The sequence below is a fragment of the Okeania sp. SIO2B3 genome, assembly GCF_010672525.1.
Classification (GTDB): domain Bacteria; phylum Cyanobacteriota; class Cyanobacteriia; order Cyanobacteriales; family Microcoleaceae; genus Okeania.
The window spans coordinates 37,590-55,842 of record NZ_JAAHGH010000023.1; the positions used below are offsets into that span (position 1 = coordinate 37,590).

General features: G+C 35.6%; 13 protein-coding genes. 5 read left to right on the forward strand and 8 right to left on the reverse strand.

Annotated features, from left to right (window positions below; translation table 11 throughout):
- Nucleotides 1-213, forward strand: coding sequence for a hypothetical protein (locus F6K15_RS17845; RefSeq protein ID WP_293062906.1), 213 nt, complete (start codon nucleotides 1-3; stop codon nucleotides 211-213).
- Between the two features lie 34 nt (nucleotides 214-247).
- Here F6K15_RS17845 and F6K15_RS17850 read toward each other — a convergent pair whose 3' ends face one another.
- From F6K15_RS17850 to F6K15_RS17865, 4 genes are all read right to left on the reverse strand, one after another.
- The gene (locus F6K15_RS17850; RefSeq protein WP_293062907.1) at nucleotides 248-895 is read right to left on the reverse strand and encodes a Uma2 family endonuclease; all 648 of its coding nucleotides are present in this window, start codon (nucleotides 893-895) and stop codon (nucleotides 248-250) included.
- A gap of 453 nt (nucleotides 896-1,348) precedes the next feature.
- Complete coding sequence (locus F6K15_RS17855) at nucleotides 1,349-2,590, reverse strand: calcium-binding protein (RefSeq protein ID WP_293062908.1); 1,242 nt, start codon at nucleotides 2,588-2,590, stop codon at nucleotides 1,349-1,351.
- Nucleotides 2,591-2,883: 293 nt separating this feature from the next.
- A complete protein-coding gene (locus F6K15_RS17860) occupies nucleotides 2,884-3,480 on the reverse strand; it encodes a 50S ribosomal protein L25/general stress protein Ctc (protein ID WP_293062909.1) in 597 nt (198 codons plus the stop codon).
- Nucleotides 3,481-4,442: 962 nt separating this feature from the next.
- Nucleotides 4,443-5,777: an adenylosuccinate synthase gene (locus F6K15_RS17865; protein ID WP_293062910.1), complete on the reverse strand. Its 1,335-nt coding sequence runs from the start codon at nucleotides 5,775-5,777 to the stop codon at nucleotides 4,443-4,445.
- 845 nt (nucleotides 5,778-6,622) lie between these two features.
- On the opposite strand from F6K15_RS17865, the gene F6K15_RS17870 reads away from it, so the two are divergent.
- Nucleotides 6,623-7,675: an adenosine deaminase gene (locus F6K15_RS17870; protein ID WP_293062912.1), complete on the forward strand. Its 1,053-nt coding sequence runs from the start codon at nucleotides 6,623-6,625 to the stop codon at nucleotides 7,673-7,675.
- A gap of 1,904 nt (nucleotides 7,676-9,579) precedes the next feature.
- On the opposite strand, the gene F6K15_RS17875 is transcribed toward F6K15_RS17870, so the two are convergent.
- Nucleotides 9,580-9,756, reverse strand: coding sequence for a hypothetical protein (locus F6K15_RS17875; protein ID WP_293062914.1), 177 nt, complete (start codon nucleotides 9,754-9,756; stop codon nucleotides 9,580-9,582).
- A 426-nt stretch (nucleotides 9,757-10,182) separates the two neighbouring features.
- On the opposite strand from F6K15_RS17875, the gene F6K15_RS17880 reads away from it, so the two are divergent.
- From F6K15_RS17880 to F6K15_RS17890, 3 genes are all read left to right on the forward strand, one after another.
- Complete coding sequence (locus F6K15_RS17880; RefSeq protein WP_293062916.1) at nucleotides 10,183-11,178, forward strand: sugar ABC transporter substrate-binding protein; 996 nt, start codon at nucleotides 10,183-10,185, stop codon at nucleotides 11,176-11,178.
- Nucleotides 11,171-11,380, forward strand: a complete 210-nt coding sequence (locus F6K15_RS17885) for a hypothetical protein (RefSeq protein WP_293062918.1) — start codon at nucleotides 11,171-11,173, stop codon at nucleotides 11,378-11,380. The genes F6K15_RS17880 and F6K15_RS17885 overlap by 8 nt, the downstream gene beginning before the upstream one ends.
- Before the next feature lie 253 nt (nucleotides 11,381-11,633).
- Nucleotides 11,634-13,994: a hybrid sensor histidine kinase/response regulator gene (locus tag F6K15_RS17890; protein WP_293062919.1), complete on the forward strand. Its 2,361-nt coding sequence runs from the start codon at nucleotides 11,634-11,636 to the stop codon at nucleotides 13,992-13,994.
- A 507-nt stretch (nucleotides 13,995-14,501) separates the two neighbouring features.
- On the opposite strand, the gene F6K15_RS17895 is transcribed toward F6K15_RS17890, so the two are convergent.
- The 3 genes from F6K15_RS17895 to F6K15_RS17905 all read right to left on the reverse strand — a co-directional run bounded on the left by F6K15_RS17895 (nucleotide 14,502) and on the right by F6K15_RS17905 (nucleotide 18,089).
- A complete protein-coding gene (locus F6K15_RS17895) occupies nucleotides 14,502-14,783 on the reverse strand; it encodes a hypothetical protein (protein WP_293062920.1) in 282 nt (93 codons plus the stop codon).
- 314 nt (nucleotides 14,784-15,097) lie between these two features.
- Nucleotides 15,098-15,778, reverse strand: a complete 681-nt coding sequence (locus F6K15_RS17900; RefSeq protein ID WP_293062921.1) for a hypothetical protein — start codon at nucleotides 15,776-15,778, stop codon at nucleotides 15,098-15,100.
- A gap of 400 nt (nucleotides 15,779-16,178) precedes the next feature.
- Complete coding sequence (locus F6K15_RS17905) at nucleotides 16,179-18,089, reverse strand: transketolase C-terminal domain-containing protein (protein WP_293062922.1); 1,911 nt, start codon at nucleotides 18,087-18,089, stop codon at nucleotides 16,179-16,181.
- Nucleotides 18,090-18,253: the final 164 nt, after the last annotated feature.

The window sequence follows — 18,253 nt, forward strand, 5'->3', positions numbered from 1 at the left end:
TTGTCTAAAAATTATTTCACAAATTGTGTTTTGGAGCGGGGTATCAAACTACATTCCGCTGCACTTCACCTCTTAATTAAAGTTGTAGGTTGGGTTGAGAAACGAAACCCAACACCAGCAGATTGTAAGTTAGGTTTAGAAACAAAACTCAATAACAATATGAATTATCAACAAGTTAATATTCGACTTTGTTGGGTTTATCCTAACGGATAAGCTCCGCTAACACTATCGTTCTACCCAACCTACTTTATTTTGCAGAAACCTGTTGCTGCACCCAAACACGAAAAGTATTCATAGTCTTATTCCAACCTATAAATGGAGAGCGTTCCAAATATTCAGGAATAGCATCAGTCAAGGGCAAATCAGGAAAATGAATACTAAATTCCGACTCTGCATATTCCCCATTTTCTAACACATCAATTTTCAACTTACCCCTCTCAAACCTCCACAATTCAGGAACACCTAAATTTTGATAAATATTAGGATGAGTCCGAGAAGTAACGTCAATTTCCAATGCTAAATCTGGAGGCGGATCGACAGTTAAATCTATTCGTTTCTTACCTCGTACCTTTGCCTCATTTTCAATATAAAAACAGTCATCAGGTTCAATACCTTGCTGCATCAATTCATTTTTAAAAGTTGTGGAACCAAGAGGCCAAAAATCAATTTCTAACTCCTGCATCAGCACCTTAAATAAATCTGCAATAATCACTTTTGCACTTTCATGTTCTGGTAATGATGCCATAATTTCCAAAGTATTATTATCATAAGCAATTCGCGAATTACGACTTTCTCCTAAGTCGGCTAAAATTCCTTCAAAATCTTGCCAATTTACATCTTTTAATAACACTCGCTGTCCTGGAGGAACAGTTAATTGTTGGAGTTTAAGCAGCATTTTTTCTCCTCATAAAAACTAAGTAGGGTTTGCTGAAAAAGTCTTTTTCAGGAGTAGGGGAGTAGGGGAGTGGGGGAGTAGGGGAGATTAGAATAGTTAGGAGAAACAAGGAATTATAGAAAAGATAGTCGGAACAATTGTCAGAGTTATTTTTCTGCTATCCCCCCTGTCTTTTCTGCTAAGTTTTAGAGAATTTTCAACATAAAACCAGGCACTTTTTTCGCTCCTTTAAAGGTTGAATCCTTTATCTGTCAATACTTTTAGTTTAACCAGCAAGCCCTAAGTAAGTTGGGTTATCCTACGGATAAGCTGGCGCTAACATCCTTCAACCCAACCTACATTTATTGCACCATTTAAAGTGTGTCAATCTAGTATTTTTTATTATTACAAAATACAACACACCATTGATAAAGTAATTTGTAACAATTCAACTAAAATTTCCCAAAACAAAACTTATCTGATTTGGAAATTATCCTCAGTTATAGCAGGAGCATTCTCTAAGAGAGCAAACTGATTTATATTACCATTAGCGTTGTAAAATAGTTCCCCTGATGTTTCATTATAGATAATGAAAGCATCAGAACTATTGACTGCATCATCGGTGTCAACTATTTCAAAATCATTATCATCACTGAAACCTCTTCCACTATCGCTGTTAAGAGCAGCAAAAGTTGTCTTATCTAGTAATATTAGGTCTCCTTGGTTTCCATCTTCGTCTGGTCTCAAGTCTGACTGGAAGTCTGTAATATTATCTACACCAATATCGTCGGAATTGAAAGCCACATTAGTATTGAAGATAAAGCGATCAATACTTGCACCACCTGCCAAAGTATCGTTTCCACTACCACCATTAAGGCGATCGCGACCTTGACCACCTCTGAGAATATCGTCACCATCCCCACCCAAAAGGATATCAAAACCAAGACGACCTTCTAAAACATCATCACCATCTTTACCAAATAGCGTATCATTACCCAAAACACCAATAATTTGGTCATTTTCATCTGTACCAACAAGGCGATCGTCGCCTTGAGTGCCAATACTTGCCACACTCAAGCTTACAGAGTCAAAAGTTACCGACCTACCTTCACTTTCATTGAGGTTTACCAAACGGATGCCCAAGTTTTCTCCCAAGGAAGCATCATTTACACTAGACCGATAGGAAACAGTTGCTGTCTGAAACTCTCCCTCTGAAATAGATAGAGAGTTATCATCCACTGCCAACACTTCATCTCCTGCCAACAGTTGCACTTGATAACCCGGAAAACCATCTAAATCAAAACTAGCTTGTAATGTTTGCAGAGTAAAGGCTTGAGGATTTCCTACTTCTACCTCTAAGGTGTATCTTTTACCAGTTTCCAGCACTGTATTGAGAGGCTGAAATATTCCTACTCGACCTTCACCCGCTAGCAAACCACTGTCAGCAAACGCGATATTGTTTCCTTCTGGTACGCCAACATCGGGATGAGGTGTATTACCTGCTCCTGTTGCTGGATTAAATATACCCACAAGTGGAGCATCGAATGCCGGGAGTTCTGCATCTGCGAAACTCTGAACTAGGCCATCTGGATCGTATATCTGCCAATCAGGAATCGGTGGAATAATATTTAAACCTAGTCTATTTAGTTGGTCGGTAAATTGATCGTCTTCAAGTTCTGGTGTTTCAAACCCTGGATTCAATAATTCTTCTTCCATAACTTTTCTTGTTTACTCTAAATTTTATTTTACCTTACAAAAACCAAGTAAGTTGGGTTTTGTCCCTCAACCCAACCTACATTTATTGCACCATTTAAGGTGTATCAATCTAGTATTTTTTATTATTACAAAATACTAGACACCATTTTTATCTAATACCTTGCCTACATCTATTTCAGGTTTTCGTTAAACTTTTTGAGAAATTTTTGTAGAGACTTTCCATGAAATGCCTCTACATTTTTTTTCACACCTATGTCATAATAATATCAACTGATACTTATGAAATATCTACTTTATTCTGCTGCCTCACCTTCTGACTCTGTAGATGACGCTCCCGCAGGAGCCATTACACGCGCTAACACTAAGTCTGCTTCTCCTGTCGCTTCTACTCCTTCTGGTAAAGTAATTTGACTCAGCTGAAGAGACTCTCCTAACTTAAGACCTGAGACATCTATATCTAATGTTTCAGGAATTTTATCTGGTTTGCATCTGATTGCTAATTCTGTAACAGTCTGGTCTAAAATTCCACCACCGACTTTAACTCCTACTGGATCGCCAACAAAATGTATAGGTACTTCTACATCTAGACTTCCATGAGCAGCTACGGAGAAAAAACTTAGGTGAAGAATTAAGGGTTTATAGGGATGAGATTGAACTTCCCGAAGAATAGTTTTGCCACTCCAAGAAATATCAGGAACTTGAAGATCGATGATAGTATTGTTAATAGAGGTATCCTTTAACAACTTTTGTGCTTTTTTAACTTCAATTGTTAATGGAACTGATTCTGTACCTTGATGACCATATAATACTGCAGGAATTAATCCTTCTCGTCTTAGAGCTTTGGTTTTGCTACCTTCAGGTCTTTTTTGACATTCTACTGTAACTTCCATCTTGACTTTTTTCGCTTAGTTTGCTTACCAATTATATCAAATTTTTTGACATAGCAGAAGAAAGAAGAAAGAAGAAAGAAGCAAGAAGGGAAAATTGCTTATTAATAGCTATCTGGAAACAACACTCTTTTCACTTCAACAACAAATTTCTCTATTTTCTCTACTCCCTTATTTATAATTATTCAATCATCGTAAAATTTCGGTAAGTGGGAAACCACCGTCTTTTAAGCGGTGGATGGAAACGACTCGACGGATTTTAATCCGTAGTCAAAAAATGTGTTATAATTGACCTTAAACTTAAAAAGTAGTCTCAATGGTCTTTTGGCCGGAGAGAGTATTGGCCATTGACACCGTAAGCGTGGACTGCTGCTGTATATGTACTACGGTACGGTACTGGCAATGTGGTTGTTTGCCTAACGGCATACTTCGTAAACGAGCAATGTGAAAATCGAGGTTTTAACCCGATTTGCAACTCCTCTGAAGAATCCATGCGGATTTATCCCGTGGAGTGTCAAACTGATAATCTAATATTAGACTTGTCGCTTTATAACTTCAAAAAATACCAGAAACCTTGTTATGTAAAGATTGTAGCTCTTGACTAGCAAAAATGCTTAGAATTATTGCTCTGTCTAGGTTGGAGCGATTTTTTCCCTTTATTTAGCGACAACTCTATTATGTCATTATGTCTCTATACAAAATTTCTGAGGATCGAGGAAGGCGACAGGATTACCAAATCTTCTAAAATATCTATAATTATGATTTATGGCAGAAGTTAGTATTAAGAGAAATAACAGAAATAGATAGATATTATCACAGTTGAAGGAAAGGGCGTAGACATATCAAAAGCTTAAAACTCGCGCCATATTTTTCCTTCTTTCTTCTTCCTTCTTCTTCCTTCTTCCTTCTTCCTTCTTTCTTCTTCCTTCTTCAAACCCATCCACATTAAAATCAATTTCGATTAATTAAGAAATAATCGTAGTACCATGAGAACCTAAGAGTGCCCGCTTTGGCCCGTGAATTGGGTCTTCAACTACAATAGTCTGGTCACGACTAGCTCCTAAAGACACAATGGCAATAGGCACATTCATTAGCTCTGCCAAAAACCGTAAATAATCTAAAGCTTGCTTGGGTAAATCTTCAAGACTTCTACAATCTACAGTTGGCTTTTGCCAACCAGGTAAAGTTTCATAAATAGGCTTACATTTAGCTAGCTGCAAAGAACTACTGGGAAAATCTTCACAACGATCGCCCTCCATTTCATAAGCTACACATACTCTAATCTCTGACAATTCATCCAATACATCCAATTTAGTAATTGCCATACAATCCATACCATTAATTCGGACTGCATAACGTCCAATTACCGCATCAAACCATCCACACCGACGTTCACGACCAGTTGTTGTCCCAAATTCTGCACCGCGATCGCGCAGCAATGTCCCTATATCATCTTTAGCTTCCGTGGGAAATGGTCCTTCTCCCACCCTAGTAGTGTAAGCCTTGGCCACCCCAATTACTCGGTCAATCATTGTTGGTCCTACTCCTGCACCCACACAAGCACCTCCTGCCACTGGATTTGAGGAAGTAACGTAAGGATAAGTACCGTGGTCTAAATCTAGGAGAGTACCTTGTGCTCCTTCAAATAAAATATTGCGTTTGTGCTGAATTGCATTGTAAATTTTTAAGGACGCGTCTATAACGTTAGGTCTGAGTCGCTCTGCATACTCCAAATATTCTTTTACTACCTCGTCTGGCTCTAAAGGAGATAGATTATAAAGCTTTTCTAAAATTACATTCTTATAATTAACCGTCCAATTTATCTGCTCTCTTAATCTATCTGGACTCATCAAATCAATCATCCGAATCCCAGTACGCTCGGACTTATCAGCATAAGTTGGACCAATACCTCTTCCTGTAGTTCCTATTTTTTGACTACCTCTACGTTCCTCTGATGCTCGGTCTATTAGTCTGTGGTAAGGCATTGTCACATGAGCGGCTTGAGAAATCATCAAATTTGATGTGGAGATTCCTAAAGCTTCAACTTGGTCTAATTCTTCAATCAGAACTTTGGGGTCGATAACTGTTCCAGAGCCAATGATACACTCAGTATCAGGATAAAGAATACCGGAAGGAATTAAGTGTAGTTTAAATGTTTGACCATCAACAACAACAGTATGGCCAGCATTTACTCCCCCCTGGTAACGCACTACCACATCTGCTGACTTGCTCAACAAATCAGTAATTTTTCCTTTTCCTTCATCGCCCCACTGGGCACCTATCACTATTACGTTAGCCAAGGGTCTCCTCTACGGATAGTTAACACGATTTGCTATTGTTGCATCTACTAAATATTATGTCAATTTATTTTTGTTAATTTTTGTTAATTACTGTTACAATAACCCGTATATCTAAAACTCTTGCTGTGATTGAGGGTTCAAATAGGAGGAATTAGCATAAGGGGGAGTGGGGGAGTAGGGGAGTAGGTAGGGACATTGCATGCAGCGTCTCTACAGTGAGAATTAATGAGAATTAAACATCAGAATAATTAACATTAACTGGGTTGCTAATTAGCAAATTCAATTCTTTAATTATGACTGGATAATACCAATTCCCAAAAATAATCCTATACTTCCAATGCAACTTCAGTTATTAAGTAATAATAATAATTCAGTAATGTTTGCATTCGATTATCGGCATTAATCCAAAATATCTTATTTCTTTAAACCCTACTCCCTACTCCTTACTCCTTACTCCCTACTCCCTACTCCCTACTCCCTACTCCCAAGGAAATGTAGCAAAACTTTTGAGAAATGGTATAACTACTGATTGTTTAATCCTAGAAAATACTATTACCATCCTAGATAGAATTATCGTAAGCATTTCCTGCGGAATGCTGCGCAAACAGCTATTAGCTGTCAGCTATCAGTCAAAAGACTTTCTCTTTAAGAACAGTGTTTAAATTAACAACTGACTTTAAGGTCAAGGGAACCAACTTTTGTAGTTAAGACAATTAATAGAGCTTTTATCGTAAACTAAAAGCAATAGCTGATAGCTGACGGCTAAATGCTTACGAATTATCAACATTAACTACATATCAAGATTAGCTATTAAGATTTATACTTAAAGGATAAATTAAATTTATATGGCTTTACACGCAGAATTACATCGACATTTAGGAGGTTCCGTAGTTCCTAGAGTTTTATGGCGATATTTCCAACGTCAAAACGAGGAGCTAGCAAATCGTTTTCCCAAATATCAACAATTTGAAGAATTTTATACAAAACCAAGGAACACATTAGATGAATATTTGGAACTACATACATTAGTAGAACACGTTCAAACTATTGAGACATTACCTTACTTTATTTATCGCTTAATTCGAGGTGCTTATACATTTGAAAATTTAGCTTATTTAGAGTTACGTTATACTCCTTACTTGAGAACTCCAGAGCATTTATCTCAGTCTCAACGTATAGATTTAATGTCAGAAATAGTTACGACTGTGGGTAAGGCAAGTCAACAAAATGAATATCCTATTGTTACTAGCCAAATTCTATGTATGCACAGTAGGTTACCCTATGAAGTGAATCAAGCAATTGTAGATTTAGCAGTGCAAATGCCAGAATATGTATGTGCTATAGATTTAGCTGGTGGAGATAATCATTATGGCGAACGTATAGATGAGTTTATTAAACTGTATAAATATGCGCGTTCCCAGAAAGTAAAAACTACTGGACATCTTTATGAAACTCCCAACGGTTGTCATCCAGAATTACTACCTTATTTAATGCGAATTGGTCATGGAATTCAAATTCCTTTAAAACATCCAGAACTATTAAAAGAGGTAGCTAATACAGGGCAATGTTTAGAAGTTTGTCCAACGACTTATTTCAAAACAGGTACTATGGATAATATGAGTCAGTTAAAGATAGTATTTGACAAATGTTTTGATGCTGGAGTAGATATTGCTATTTGTACAGATAATGCTGGTTTACATAATGTACGTTTGCCGTTTGAATATGAGAATTTACTAACATTAGATGTGATTGATTTTCGACAACTACAAGCTTGTCAAGATGCAGCATTTCGTCATGCTTTTGCTTGGCCTCATGGTCAGCGACCAGAGGAAATGTTAACAGGATTATTACAGCCAGAATCTATTATTGCAGGAGTCATAAACTCTAATTTGGTATAAAAGTAAAAACTACATTTCTTAGGCAGCTTTACTTTATAAGTAGGCTGTTTTTTTATCTAATACCAAGCGTGATAAATTTTTGCTACATTTTCTTGAGGGTGGAAGTAGGGGAGTAGGAGATTTGGTAGGGACATTAACGATAGTTATGCGAAGCTAACGAGTTTCACCTAAGTTAAGCATTTTTTTCACCCTTGGTATAATACGAAATCGACTAAAATTTATATTTTTGGTCAAATAAAAATCTCCTTTCAACAATTAATAATTAATAATTACCTCTCCTTGAAATGAATATGGTTGAGTAAAAATAATTTTTTTCTTTTCTGAACCTATCCCACTATTTTTAACAGATTTATTTGTTTAAGTAGGGTTTGCTGAATAAAGTCTTTTTGCTCTTTGTAGGGAATAGGGAGTAGGGAGTAGGGAGTAGTTAGAATAAATAGGGATTACAGAGTCAGTGGCCATTCATAATAGTAAGAGTGATTTTTTTGCCATAGCTACCCGAAAATACTCACTCCGTGAGATGTTTTAGACCTAACTTCTTGTACTTTTTCCAGACTTCAAAAGGCTAAAACCTTTACCTACCAATGTTTTTATATTTAATCAGCAAGCCCTAAGTAAAATATGTTGAAAAAGCTTTATTTTTCGTTTTGTAATCTCAAAATATTTAGAGTTTTTAGCAAAAATCTTATTATTGGGATAGGTTCATCTTAGTTCATTGGATATGGCGTTTTGCTCCGCAATATTTTTACGCAGTATTCTGTTTGTGTAGCATCTTGCACTGTAAGGAAAAAGCTTGAGTTCCTCTGTAATATCATGTCCGGATAATCAGTGAAAAAAACCTTTTCCCTTCTAACCTTTTCTTTCCTTCTGCCTACAGCATAGCTGCCTTCTGCCTTACCTCTTCCAAAGTGTAAGTATTCAACCGGACATGATATAAGAGGCTAGCAGTTAACGGGCGTTGTGCGCTAATTTTAAAGCTAAAAAATGACCGCTTTTCTCCTTGACTGGAGTTGTTTTAAACCTGAATTATTCGGTAAAGTATTTTCACTACCCTTATTATTCGTGACATTCTTTTTCCACATTAGGTTTTAGTAATAGCAGTTATTCAAGTTATTCAATATAATTCCACAAAAAATCACTGAGAATTTTATACCGAGAAGCAACCTCTTCAATACTATTTGTTATCTATATCTATTATTATTTTCCTTCTTGCTTCTTGCTTCTTGTTTCTTCCTTTTTCCTTCTTAAACTGAAGTTGCTTTAAACCTTAATTATTCGGTAAAGTTTTTAAACCGCCCTGATTATTCGTGATATTCTTTTTCCACGCTTGGTATTAATAATAGGGGTTATTCAATATAATTCCACAAAAAATCACTGATAAATTCATACTGAGAAGGAACTTATTCAATCCTATTTGTTATTGATATCTATTATTATTTTTCCTTCTTCCTTCTTCCTTATTGAACTGAAGTTGCTTTAAACCTTAATTATTCGGTAAAGTATTTTCACTGCTCTTATTATTCGTGACATTCTTTTTCCACACTAGGCTTTATTAATAGCAGTTATTCAATATAATCCCACAAAAAATCACTGATAAATTCATACCGATAAGCAACCTATTCAATACTATTTTTTATCTATATCTATTATTATTTTCCTTCTTGCTTCTTACTTCTTCCTTTTTCCTTCTTCAACTGAAGTTGCTTTAAACCTTAATTATTCGGTAAAGTATTTCAACTGCCCTTATTATTTTATTAGTGAAATTATTTTTCCACAGTTGGTGTTAGTAATAGCAGTTATTCAATATAATTCACAAAAAAACACTGATAAATTCATACCGAGAAGTAAATTCTTCAATCCTATTTGTTATTTATATCTATTATTATTTTTATTTTTTTCCTTCTCTATTTTTCTTTCTCTCTTTTTCCTTCTTGTTTCTCTCTTTTTCCTTCTCTCTTTTTCCTTCTCTCTTTTTCCTTCTTCCTTCTTCCCTTCTTAATCAAAGTAGATATTCTAGAATAAATATGGTAACTTATTAGATAATCATGTCTCAAACTCTTATCTAGGTCAGATGCTTTCATTAATGGATAATGGATAATTGATAATTACCTCTGGTTAAAACCGTTACGGAATTGAATATAAGGAAGTATTATTTCTTTTCTCTTGGTCGATTGGATATGGTTAGGAAACTCATCAATCCCTCGACCGCTTTTTCCCCTTAAAAGGGGAGGCTTTAAACCAGAATTATTTAATTATTAATTATTAATTATTCGGTAACCCCCAAGCTTGATTTTTATTAAAGCTGCATTTCTATAATTTTGTAAATAATGCAAGGCATATCTCGAACAAGGTTATTTTTTCTTATTTTGTCATAACGACTCTGGAAAAGATATCAAAGTTTGTTACTGCAATTATCATCAATCGAACTCGAAAATTAAATAACCAATATGAAGCCAAATAATCTGTATGATTCCTGCTATTTATTTCTACCAACTATGATAATATTCATGCTTTGTTTATTAAATTTTGGCTGTAATAACCAAGCAAAAATTTCAGAAGACCCTGAACCAACTTTCTCAAAAAAACAGTTATCTTCTCCAGTTAGTCAAGTATCAGACAAAATTTTTCAAACAGAAATTAAAGCTACCCAACCTTGGAAAATAGCCTACATTCTGAAAACTACTCCACAAGAACCTTATTGGAAAGATGTCAAAGAAGGCGCTGAAAAAGCAGCACAAAATTTCAATGTAGATATCACTATAATTAATTCCGAAAAACCTCAAACAACAGAATTTGTTGAAGACCAAATTATTCTAGTAGCAAATTTAATTGAAACGGAAGAAATAGATGGAATTATCATCGGTTCATCTGATTCAATTCGATTAGTTCCTGCCATCGAAAAAGCTATTAATTCGGGTATACCAGTTATTGCTATGGATACTCCACTTAATAGTGATAGAATACTAACTTTTGTTGGATTTGATAATTTTGCTGCGGGAAAATCAATAGGTGAGTGGGTGGTTAAAAAATTAGGAGGAAAAGGTACAGTAGCTATTTTAGATGGTGCGCCAAATCATGATAATTCTATTCAGCGTCGTCTGGGTTTTACAGCTGGTTTAAAAACAGGGGATATGAAAATAATTGCTATTGAATCTGCTAACTGGGAGCAATCAAAAGCACAAGAAACTACTACAAACTTGTTGGAAAAGTTTGACAATATTGATGCAATTATAGCGGCAAATGATAGTATGGCTCTAGGTGCTAGTCAAGCGGTAAAAAATAGTCAATATCCGCCAATAATTATTACAGGATTTGATGGCCTAGAAAATGGTTTACAAGCAATTAAACAAGGTAAAATTACAGCGACAATTAATCAAGCACCAAAACAACAAGCACGATTGGCAATTCAATTAATGATTCGTCATCTAGAAAATGGAGAAAATTTTCCCAATATTATCCTTTTACCAAATACTGAAGTCATAACTTCAGAAAATTTTGATTGAAGAAGGAAGAAGAAAGAAGGAAGAAGGAAGAAGGAAGAAAGCAGAAGGCAGAAGGTCTAATACCATTTCTCAAAAACTTTTCTACATTTTGTTGAGTAGGGGACCCACCCCTAACCCCTCCCAGGAGGGGGAGTGGGGGAGTGGGGGAGTGAACCCACCCCTAACCCCTCCCAGGAGGGGGAGTGGGGGAGTGGGGGAGTGAACCCACCCCTAACCCCTCCCAGGAGGGGAAGTAAACATCAGAATAATTAACATTAATGCAAGCTGAAATTAGCATGCAAAGTGATTTTGATTGTGCTGATTAGTTGATAACTGAAGTACTGCCCAAGTATAGCAATACTTTTGGGAATTGGTATAATTGTATGGGGATTAAAATCCCAAACAATTTTAAGTACCCCCGTTGACGGTGAGGTATTAAACTCGTAAAAGAAAAGATAAATTTAACTATTAAATTCATGAATATCAATAATATTTACACCAAAATTTTTTATCCTAATTTCAAAACTCAGAAATTAGAACAACAACCAACATCCTTGAGAAAACAAATAACATTTAGAGTTATTATACTTAGCTTAATTGCTATTCTCGGTATTACAGCTACAACTTTACTAAGTTTGTTAGTAACAATACAACAAGCTCATCAAAAAATTAACCATGCCAAAGTAGAAGCAGCTACAAGCTTTAACCAATTTTTTTTAGCACTAGAAAGCGATATGGTAGCAACAAGTGCTGCTTTATCAACAACTAATGATTTTAATAAAATCAACTTGATAATGAATCAGATGCGAGATAGAAATCGCTCTTTTTTAGATTTAATAGTTGTAGGTCTGGACGGGAAAGTTTTAGTACAAAATAGTAGATTTAATCGTCCAAAACAAAAACAAATAAATCAACAACCTTGGTTATCTGATCGTGGTCGAGTTGAATCTTTATATATTAGTAACGTCAAATTTGAAAATCAACAACCATATTTAGAAGTAGCGGTCGCTGTTACTAATGATATTGGAATTTCTCAAAGTTCATTAGTGGCGAGAGTTGACTTGACAGAATTATGGGATAAAACAATTGAAATTAAAGTCGGAAATAACGGTTATGTATATATCGTAAACAATGAAGGTTTAGTCATTGTTCATCAGAACCAAAATTTTATTCAAAAAACAACGAACCTTAAAGCATTATCTGGTGGGAAAAGTAGCAAATATCAACCACAAATAAATATATATCAAGCAATTGATAAAAATTGGGTATTCTCTAATAGTCAAAGTTTAGCCAAAGTACCTTGGTTAGTTATTGTTGAAGAACCAATAAAAGAAGCACTTCAACCATTCCTAATACCAGTAATATTTTTATTGCTGACTCTTCTATCTATAGTTTTAATTGTCTATAACATAGTTTCTTTTACTCGACATAGAATTGTATTGCCATTACGGTTTATAGACCAAGCTGTAGCTACTATGGCAAATAGAGCATTAAACCATAGAATAAAAGTTAAACATAATGACGAACTAGGAGCTTTAGCACAATCCTTTAATCAAATGGCTCAACAGTTACAAAATTCTTTTGAAGCATTAGAAATTAGAGTCAAAGAACGTACTGCTGAATTAATGGAAGCAAAAGTAGCTGCTGATACTGCCAATAAAGCAAAAAGTGAATTTTTAGCAAACATGAGCCATGAATTACGGACTCCTCTAAATGGAATATTAGGTATAGCCCAACTTCTGCAAAATTCACCAAATTTTACATCTCAAGAACAACAAGAAGTTGAAATTATTTATCAATCTGGTTCTCATTTACTTACACTCATTAGTGATATTCTCGACATATCTAAAATAGAAGCTGGTAAACTAGAATTTTTGCCAGAAAAGTTAGATTTCCCCAAATTTCTGCATGGAATAGTTGAAATATTAAGGGTTCGTGCTCAAGAAAAGAAAATTTATTTGAACTATCAAGTTACTGACAAATTACCTCCTAGAATTATAGTAGATGAAAAAAGATTAAGACAGGTACTAATTAACTTATTAGGAAATGCCATTAAATTTACTGACCAAGGGGGAGTTAACTTTAAAGTAGGTTCTATCAGAGAAAATTATTCACAATCAGAAAAACAGCAAAAAATTCGCTTTCAAGTAGAAGACACAGGTCAAGGTATTCATCCCCATAACTTAGAAAAAATATTCCTACCATTTGAACAAGTAGGAAAGAATCAAAACAAAGTTGAAGGAACAGGATTAGGACTAGCAATTAGCAACAAAATAGTAGAGACAATGGGAGGTTCATTAAAAGTAACCAGCAAACCAGGAATTGGTAGTATTTTCTGGGTAGATTTAGACTTACCTCTAGCTCCAGAATTACCACAACAAGTAAACTCAAATTCATCATTAATTACTACTCAAAAATCCAATAATTCCCAGTGCATAAAACAATCTATGGTACGCGTTCTCTTAGCAGAAGATAATCCTGTCAACCAAATTATTGCGAAGAAAATGTTGCATCGCTTAGGATATACTATAGAAATAGCAAAAAATGGTTTAGCAGCAGTAGAAGCAGTCAAAAACCAATTCTACGACATCATCTTTATGGATATACAAATGCCTGAAATGGATGGGATAGAAGCTACCCATCATATCCGTCAACTATTTAAAAATACTACATCTAATTGCCAACCTTGGATTATTGCTATGACAGCAAACGCAATGAAAGAAGACCGAGAAAACTGTTTCAAAGCAGGTATGAATGACTATCTAAGTAAACCTGTACAACTGCAGGAACTTGCTGCAACTCTAGAAAAATTCCTTAAAGAAGGAGTCAGGAGTTAGGAGTCAGGAGTCAGGAGGGAAAATTGAAAATTGCATGGGGACTACTTCCCCAAACAATTTTGAGCACCGCAAGTGACGGTGGGGTATTAAACCCACATCCATAAAAGATAAATTAAGGCAGTTCTGAAAAGTGCTTGACTTAGCAATATTATATTCGGTTGAACAGTTTAAATAATTTTTAGAGATAGGGAAATTAGAATTAGGATAGACAAGATATTCAGTATAGAAAAATGTTTGATATTCAGCGATGAGAAAAGATTTCTAAATTATCTTCCTTTCTGACTCCTGACTCCTAATTTTTAGACCAAGGAAAAAGAAATTTGTAGTCAATATTTACTCAAATGGCATTAATCCCAATTTTCATATCAAGTCTCATTAATTAGCAATAATAAAAATGTTTTCTTTGATAAATTTCTCCCTGTTCCCTATTCCCTAAATTTTTTATTGTTGGTATTCAAAGAGACATGATATCAAAGATTTAATTTTGATTTATTCTCCAAAAATATCTTAATCACTAGGTAATTTTTCCCCAGAACAATAATCGCAAATTCCACCACCTACAGAAAAACAATAGCACTTAGCAGCTATATCTTCAAAATTAGTTTTCTCCTTTTTAGAAGGTTCAAATTTTACCCAAGGTTCTTCAAATTCATCATCATATCTCATCCACTTACCGTCATCAACAAGTATCTTATAGCAATTACCACTACCACGAGGAAACAGGACTACATAGTCTTCCTGAAATATTACATAATACCCTCTATCTCTCCATTCTTCTGCTAAGGCCATATTGTCTTTGTTTTTTTTAATTATGTGTTTAAATTGTATATCATGTTTGGTTGAACACTGATAAATAGATCAATATAAAGAATAGCAATTTGATAAATTTTTGCTACAAATAGTGAGACTTTTTATAGGAGTCAGGAGTAATATCATGTGCTGTGTATAACGGCTTCTTAAATTGTTCCAGATGGACAAAAACTCTCCACTAGAAATACCATTTAAGATTGGTTATTCTTTAACAAGACGTACAACAGCCTTACCCGCTGCACCCAAATAATCGACAAGGGTTTGATCAATATCAAAGAAAATAAACTTAATACTCATTTAACGAGAGAATTTGCTAATTCACTATAGTAATCTCTGTGGTGAATAAAATCCACTGTAATTGTTTTAATCTCGATAAATTTACTAATGCGGTTATAAAATTCAAATAGTTTATTTTGCCAATTTAAGTAGTAGATACTTACTTGCTCATCATTTCCTATTTTTTCCAGATACCGAGACCAGGCGGCGTTTCTATAAAGTTTAGTAGTAGCAACAGCTTGGTTGATCAGAGAATCTGGCAATTTCAGAATTACTACCGAGAACCCTAGTTCTTCTAAACGTTTATAAATATCCCTAATTTTGAATTCATCCTCAGAGGTTGAATTCCATAACTTCAAGGTTTTTAGGTTGGCATAATGACTACCTAGAAACCTTTCTAGGATGGAGTCAATCATAGCATTGCCTTGATTATGATGAAATTTACTACCAGATTTCCAAGAGGCAATGCTTTCCAACTTCTCAACAATGTGAGAGGCCAAATCAATAGTAGCTTGTGCTGTTAAGATTCCCTTGGCTTTTTCATCTTCTAGGACCCGTTCGGTGTAATGTTCACTAATATAAACCTTTGTTCTAGAAGAATGTTTCGTCGCTAATACCTTTTGCAACTCTGTAATTAATGTGGTTTTACCAGATGCTACAACTCCCTCAAGAATCCAGCCATTAATCTGCTTTACCATAATATTATATTCATGTTCGGTTGAATACTTATAAATAACTTAGCGAGGAGTCAGGAGTCAACCCACCCCTAACCCCTCCCAGGAGGGGAAGTCAGAAGTCAACCCACCCCTCGCCCCTCCCAGGAGGGGAAGAAAGGAGAAAAATCAAGATAATTTCAGTATTTCAAGATAATTTCAGTATTTATTCGGTACTGTCAGTTCTGAAATTTTATTTATAACTGATTATCCGAACATGATATTACTCTATTAGAGTTGTTGGGAATTAAGCTGAAAAATGGCTAAAACCCTTATTAGTCAAGGTTTATAGTGTTTTTCGACCCTCAAATCCTGAAAATCTTATTATAGTAAGCTTTTAAGGCTTTTGAATTTTTATTTCCCAACAACTCTATTTAAAAGAAAATTAACTAGCTAACTCTTTAACCTTACTCATAATACCTTCAGGATCGATCCCTTGATGAGGGAACTGTTCCCATAGACCACCACAACCTTCTTGGTGAGTAGCTAAGTAACCAAACTTAGGAGTCAAACCACGTTCCAGTAACCAAGAACCGAAACGACTACCCAAACCTGTACGACGGTTGAACGCTTCAACAACCAATACAAAAGGAGCACTACCAACTTTCTGCAACATATCTTCGTCAATGACATTGAGAGTAGGTTTATTAATCAAACCAACATCTATTCCTTGCTGCTTCAGACGTTCCACTGCATCAAGAGAGCGGTACAACGCATCACCAAAACTGACAATATAACCTGCTGTACCTTCCCGGATGACTTCATCTTTCCCAGGAGTAAACTTATAACCTTCACCAAAGAATTCATTACCATTGCTGTCTAACAGAATTGGTACTTTGGAGCGAGTGGAGAAGATAAACCGCATTCCAGTTTGAGTAAATACTGCTTCCACACAAGCTTTCATTTGGTTCGCATCAGCAGGGAAATATAAGCGAGTTTCATAACCATCATCAAGACCGTTATCGGCAAACATATTATTGATGCCAAAGTGGCAAGTATTGTCTGCCATGTCATCTATACCAGCGTGGGAGAAGTGACACAAAACGTTCGAGTTGTTCAACCGCGCCATTGTAATTTCAGAAATACACATTTCTAAGAAAGCACTGAATGTGGCAAAAATACCTTGCTTCCCTGCTTCCATACCAAACCCCGCAGCAGCAGAAAAATTGCCACGCTCCATGATGCCACCACTAATAAACCGCTCTGGAAAAGCATCATGAATTTGTTTGAAACCACAAGAACCTTCTAAGTCACTGTCAACAAATAAATGATTTTTGCGTTCCTCTTCACTCATACCTTTGAGGACAGATACCACACTCTCACCAAAGACGTTGCGGTTAGAACCCATTTTGTCACTTACACCCATAAAAGTGTAACTTTGCTTTGGTTTTTCAATATCTTTAAGATAGTTAACTGCTTCAGTTCTGCCTTTTGCATCTAGATATTCGATCGCTAATTTTAAAGGAATCACATCATGTCCGTGGGTAGAACCTTCTAGACCTTCAATACCCACACTCATTTTCCGCTTATTAATCACAGCGATCGGACCTTCAGTTGTAGCCGCCTGACATATTCGTTGATACAGACTGTCTAAATCTTCCCCATCTCCTTCAAGTACGGTTAAGCCATGACCTGTCAAGGTTTTGTTGAGGTCGTAACCTTTTAAATAGTCGGAGGGATGACCCGCAATAGTAACATCATTATCATCAATTATCAATTTAACATTGAGATTTTGTGCTACTGCCATTCTTGCTGCTTCAGCATCGTTACCCTCTTGTTGAGAACCGTCGGAACCCAAGCAAAAGACTAATTTATCAGGATTTGCCATTGCCACACCATTGATATAAGGCCACATATGACCTAATCTACCGGAACTGAATTTAACTCCAGGAGTAAATCCTAATTCTGGGTGTCCTGGTAAATGAGAATTAGCTGCCCGATAATTTACCAGACGTTCCACAGGAAGTTCTCCTGCGATAGCTGCCATTAAGTATTGAGTAGCCACACGGTGTCCAGCTTCATCAAAGAAAATAGGTACAAATTTTTCTGCTGCACCTCGGAAAAAGGCATCTAAAATCATAACTTCGGGCACTGTGTCATAAGGGCCACCTGTATGACCTCCTACTCCTCTAGCAGCACCAGTGGCGGTGAAGAAAATTATAGTATCACGGCAAAGTTGAATATTTGCTTTGAGTGTGTCGCGTTGTTCGTCTGTGAGAGTTGGGTTTGTGGGGTCGAGAGAAAGTGGTTTATAGCTTCCTATGTCAATTGGAAATGGTGCTGTAGTAATTGTCATGGTTAATAACAGTGATAATATTTATCTATGTTTTATATATCTGTGTCCATAATTTATTTCATACCTGTGATGAGGAATAAAATGTTTATGGGCAAAGAGTTAAAGAAAGCCTACCATAGTTGGTGAGTTTTTTAATAATTATTTTATTTTTTTACTATCGAGTG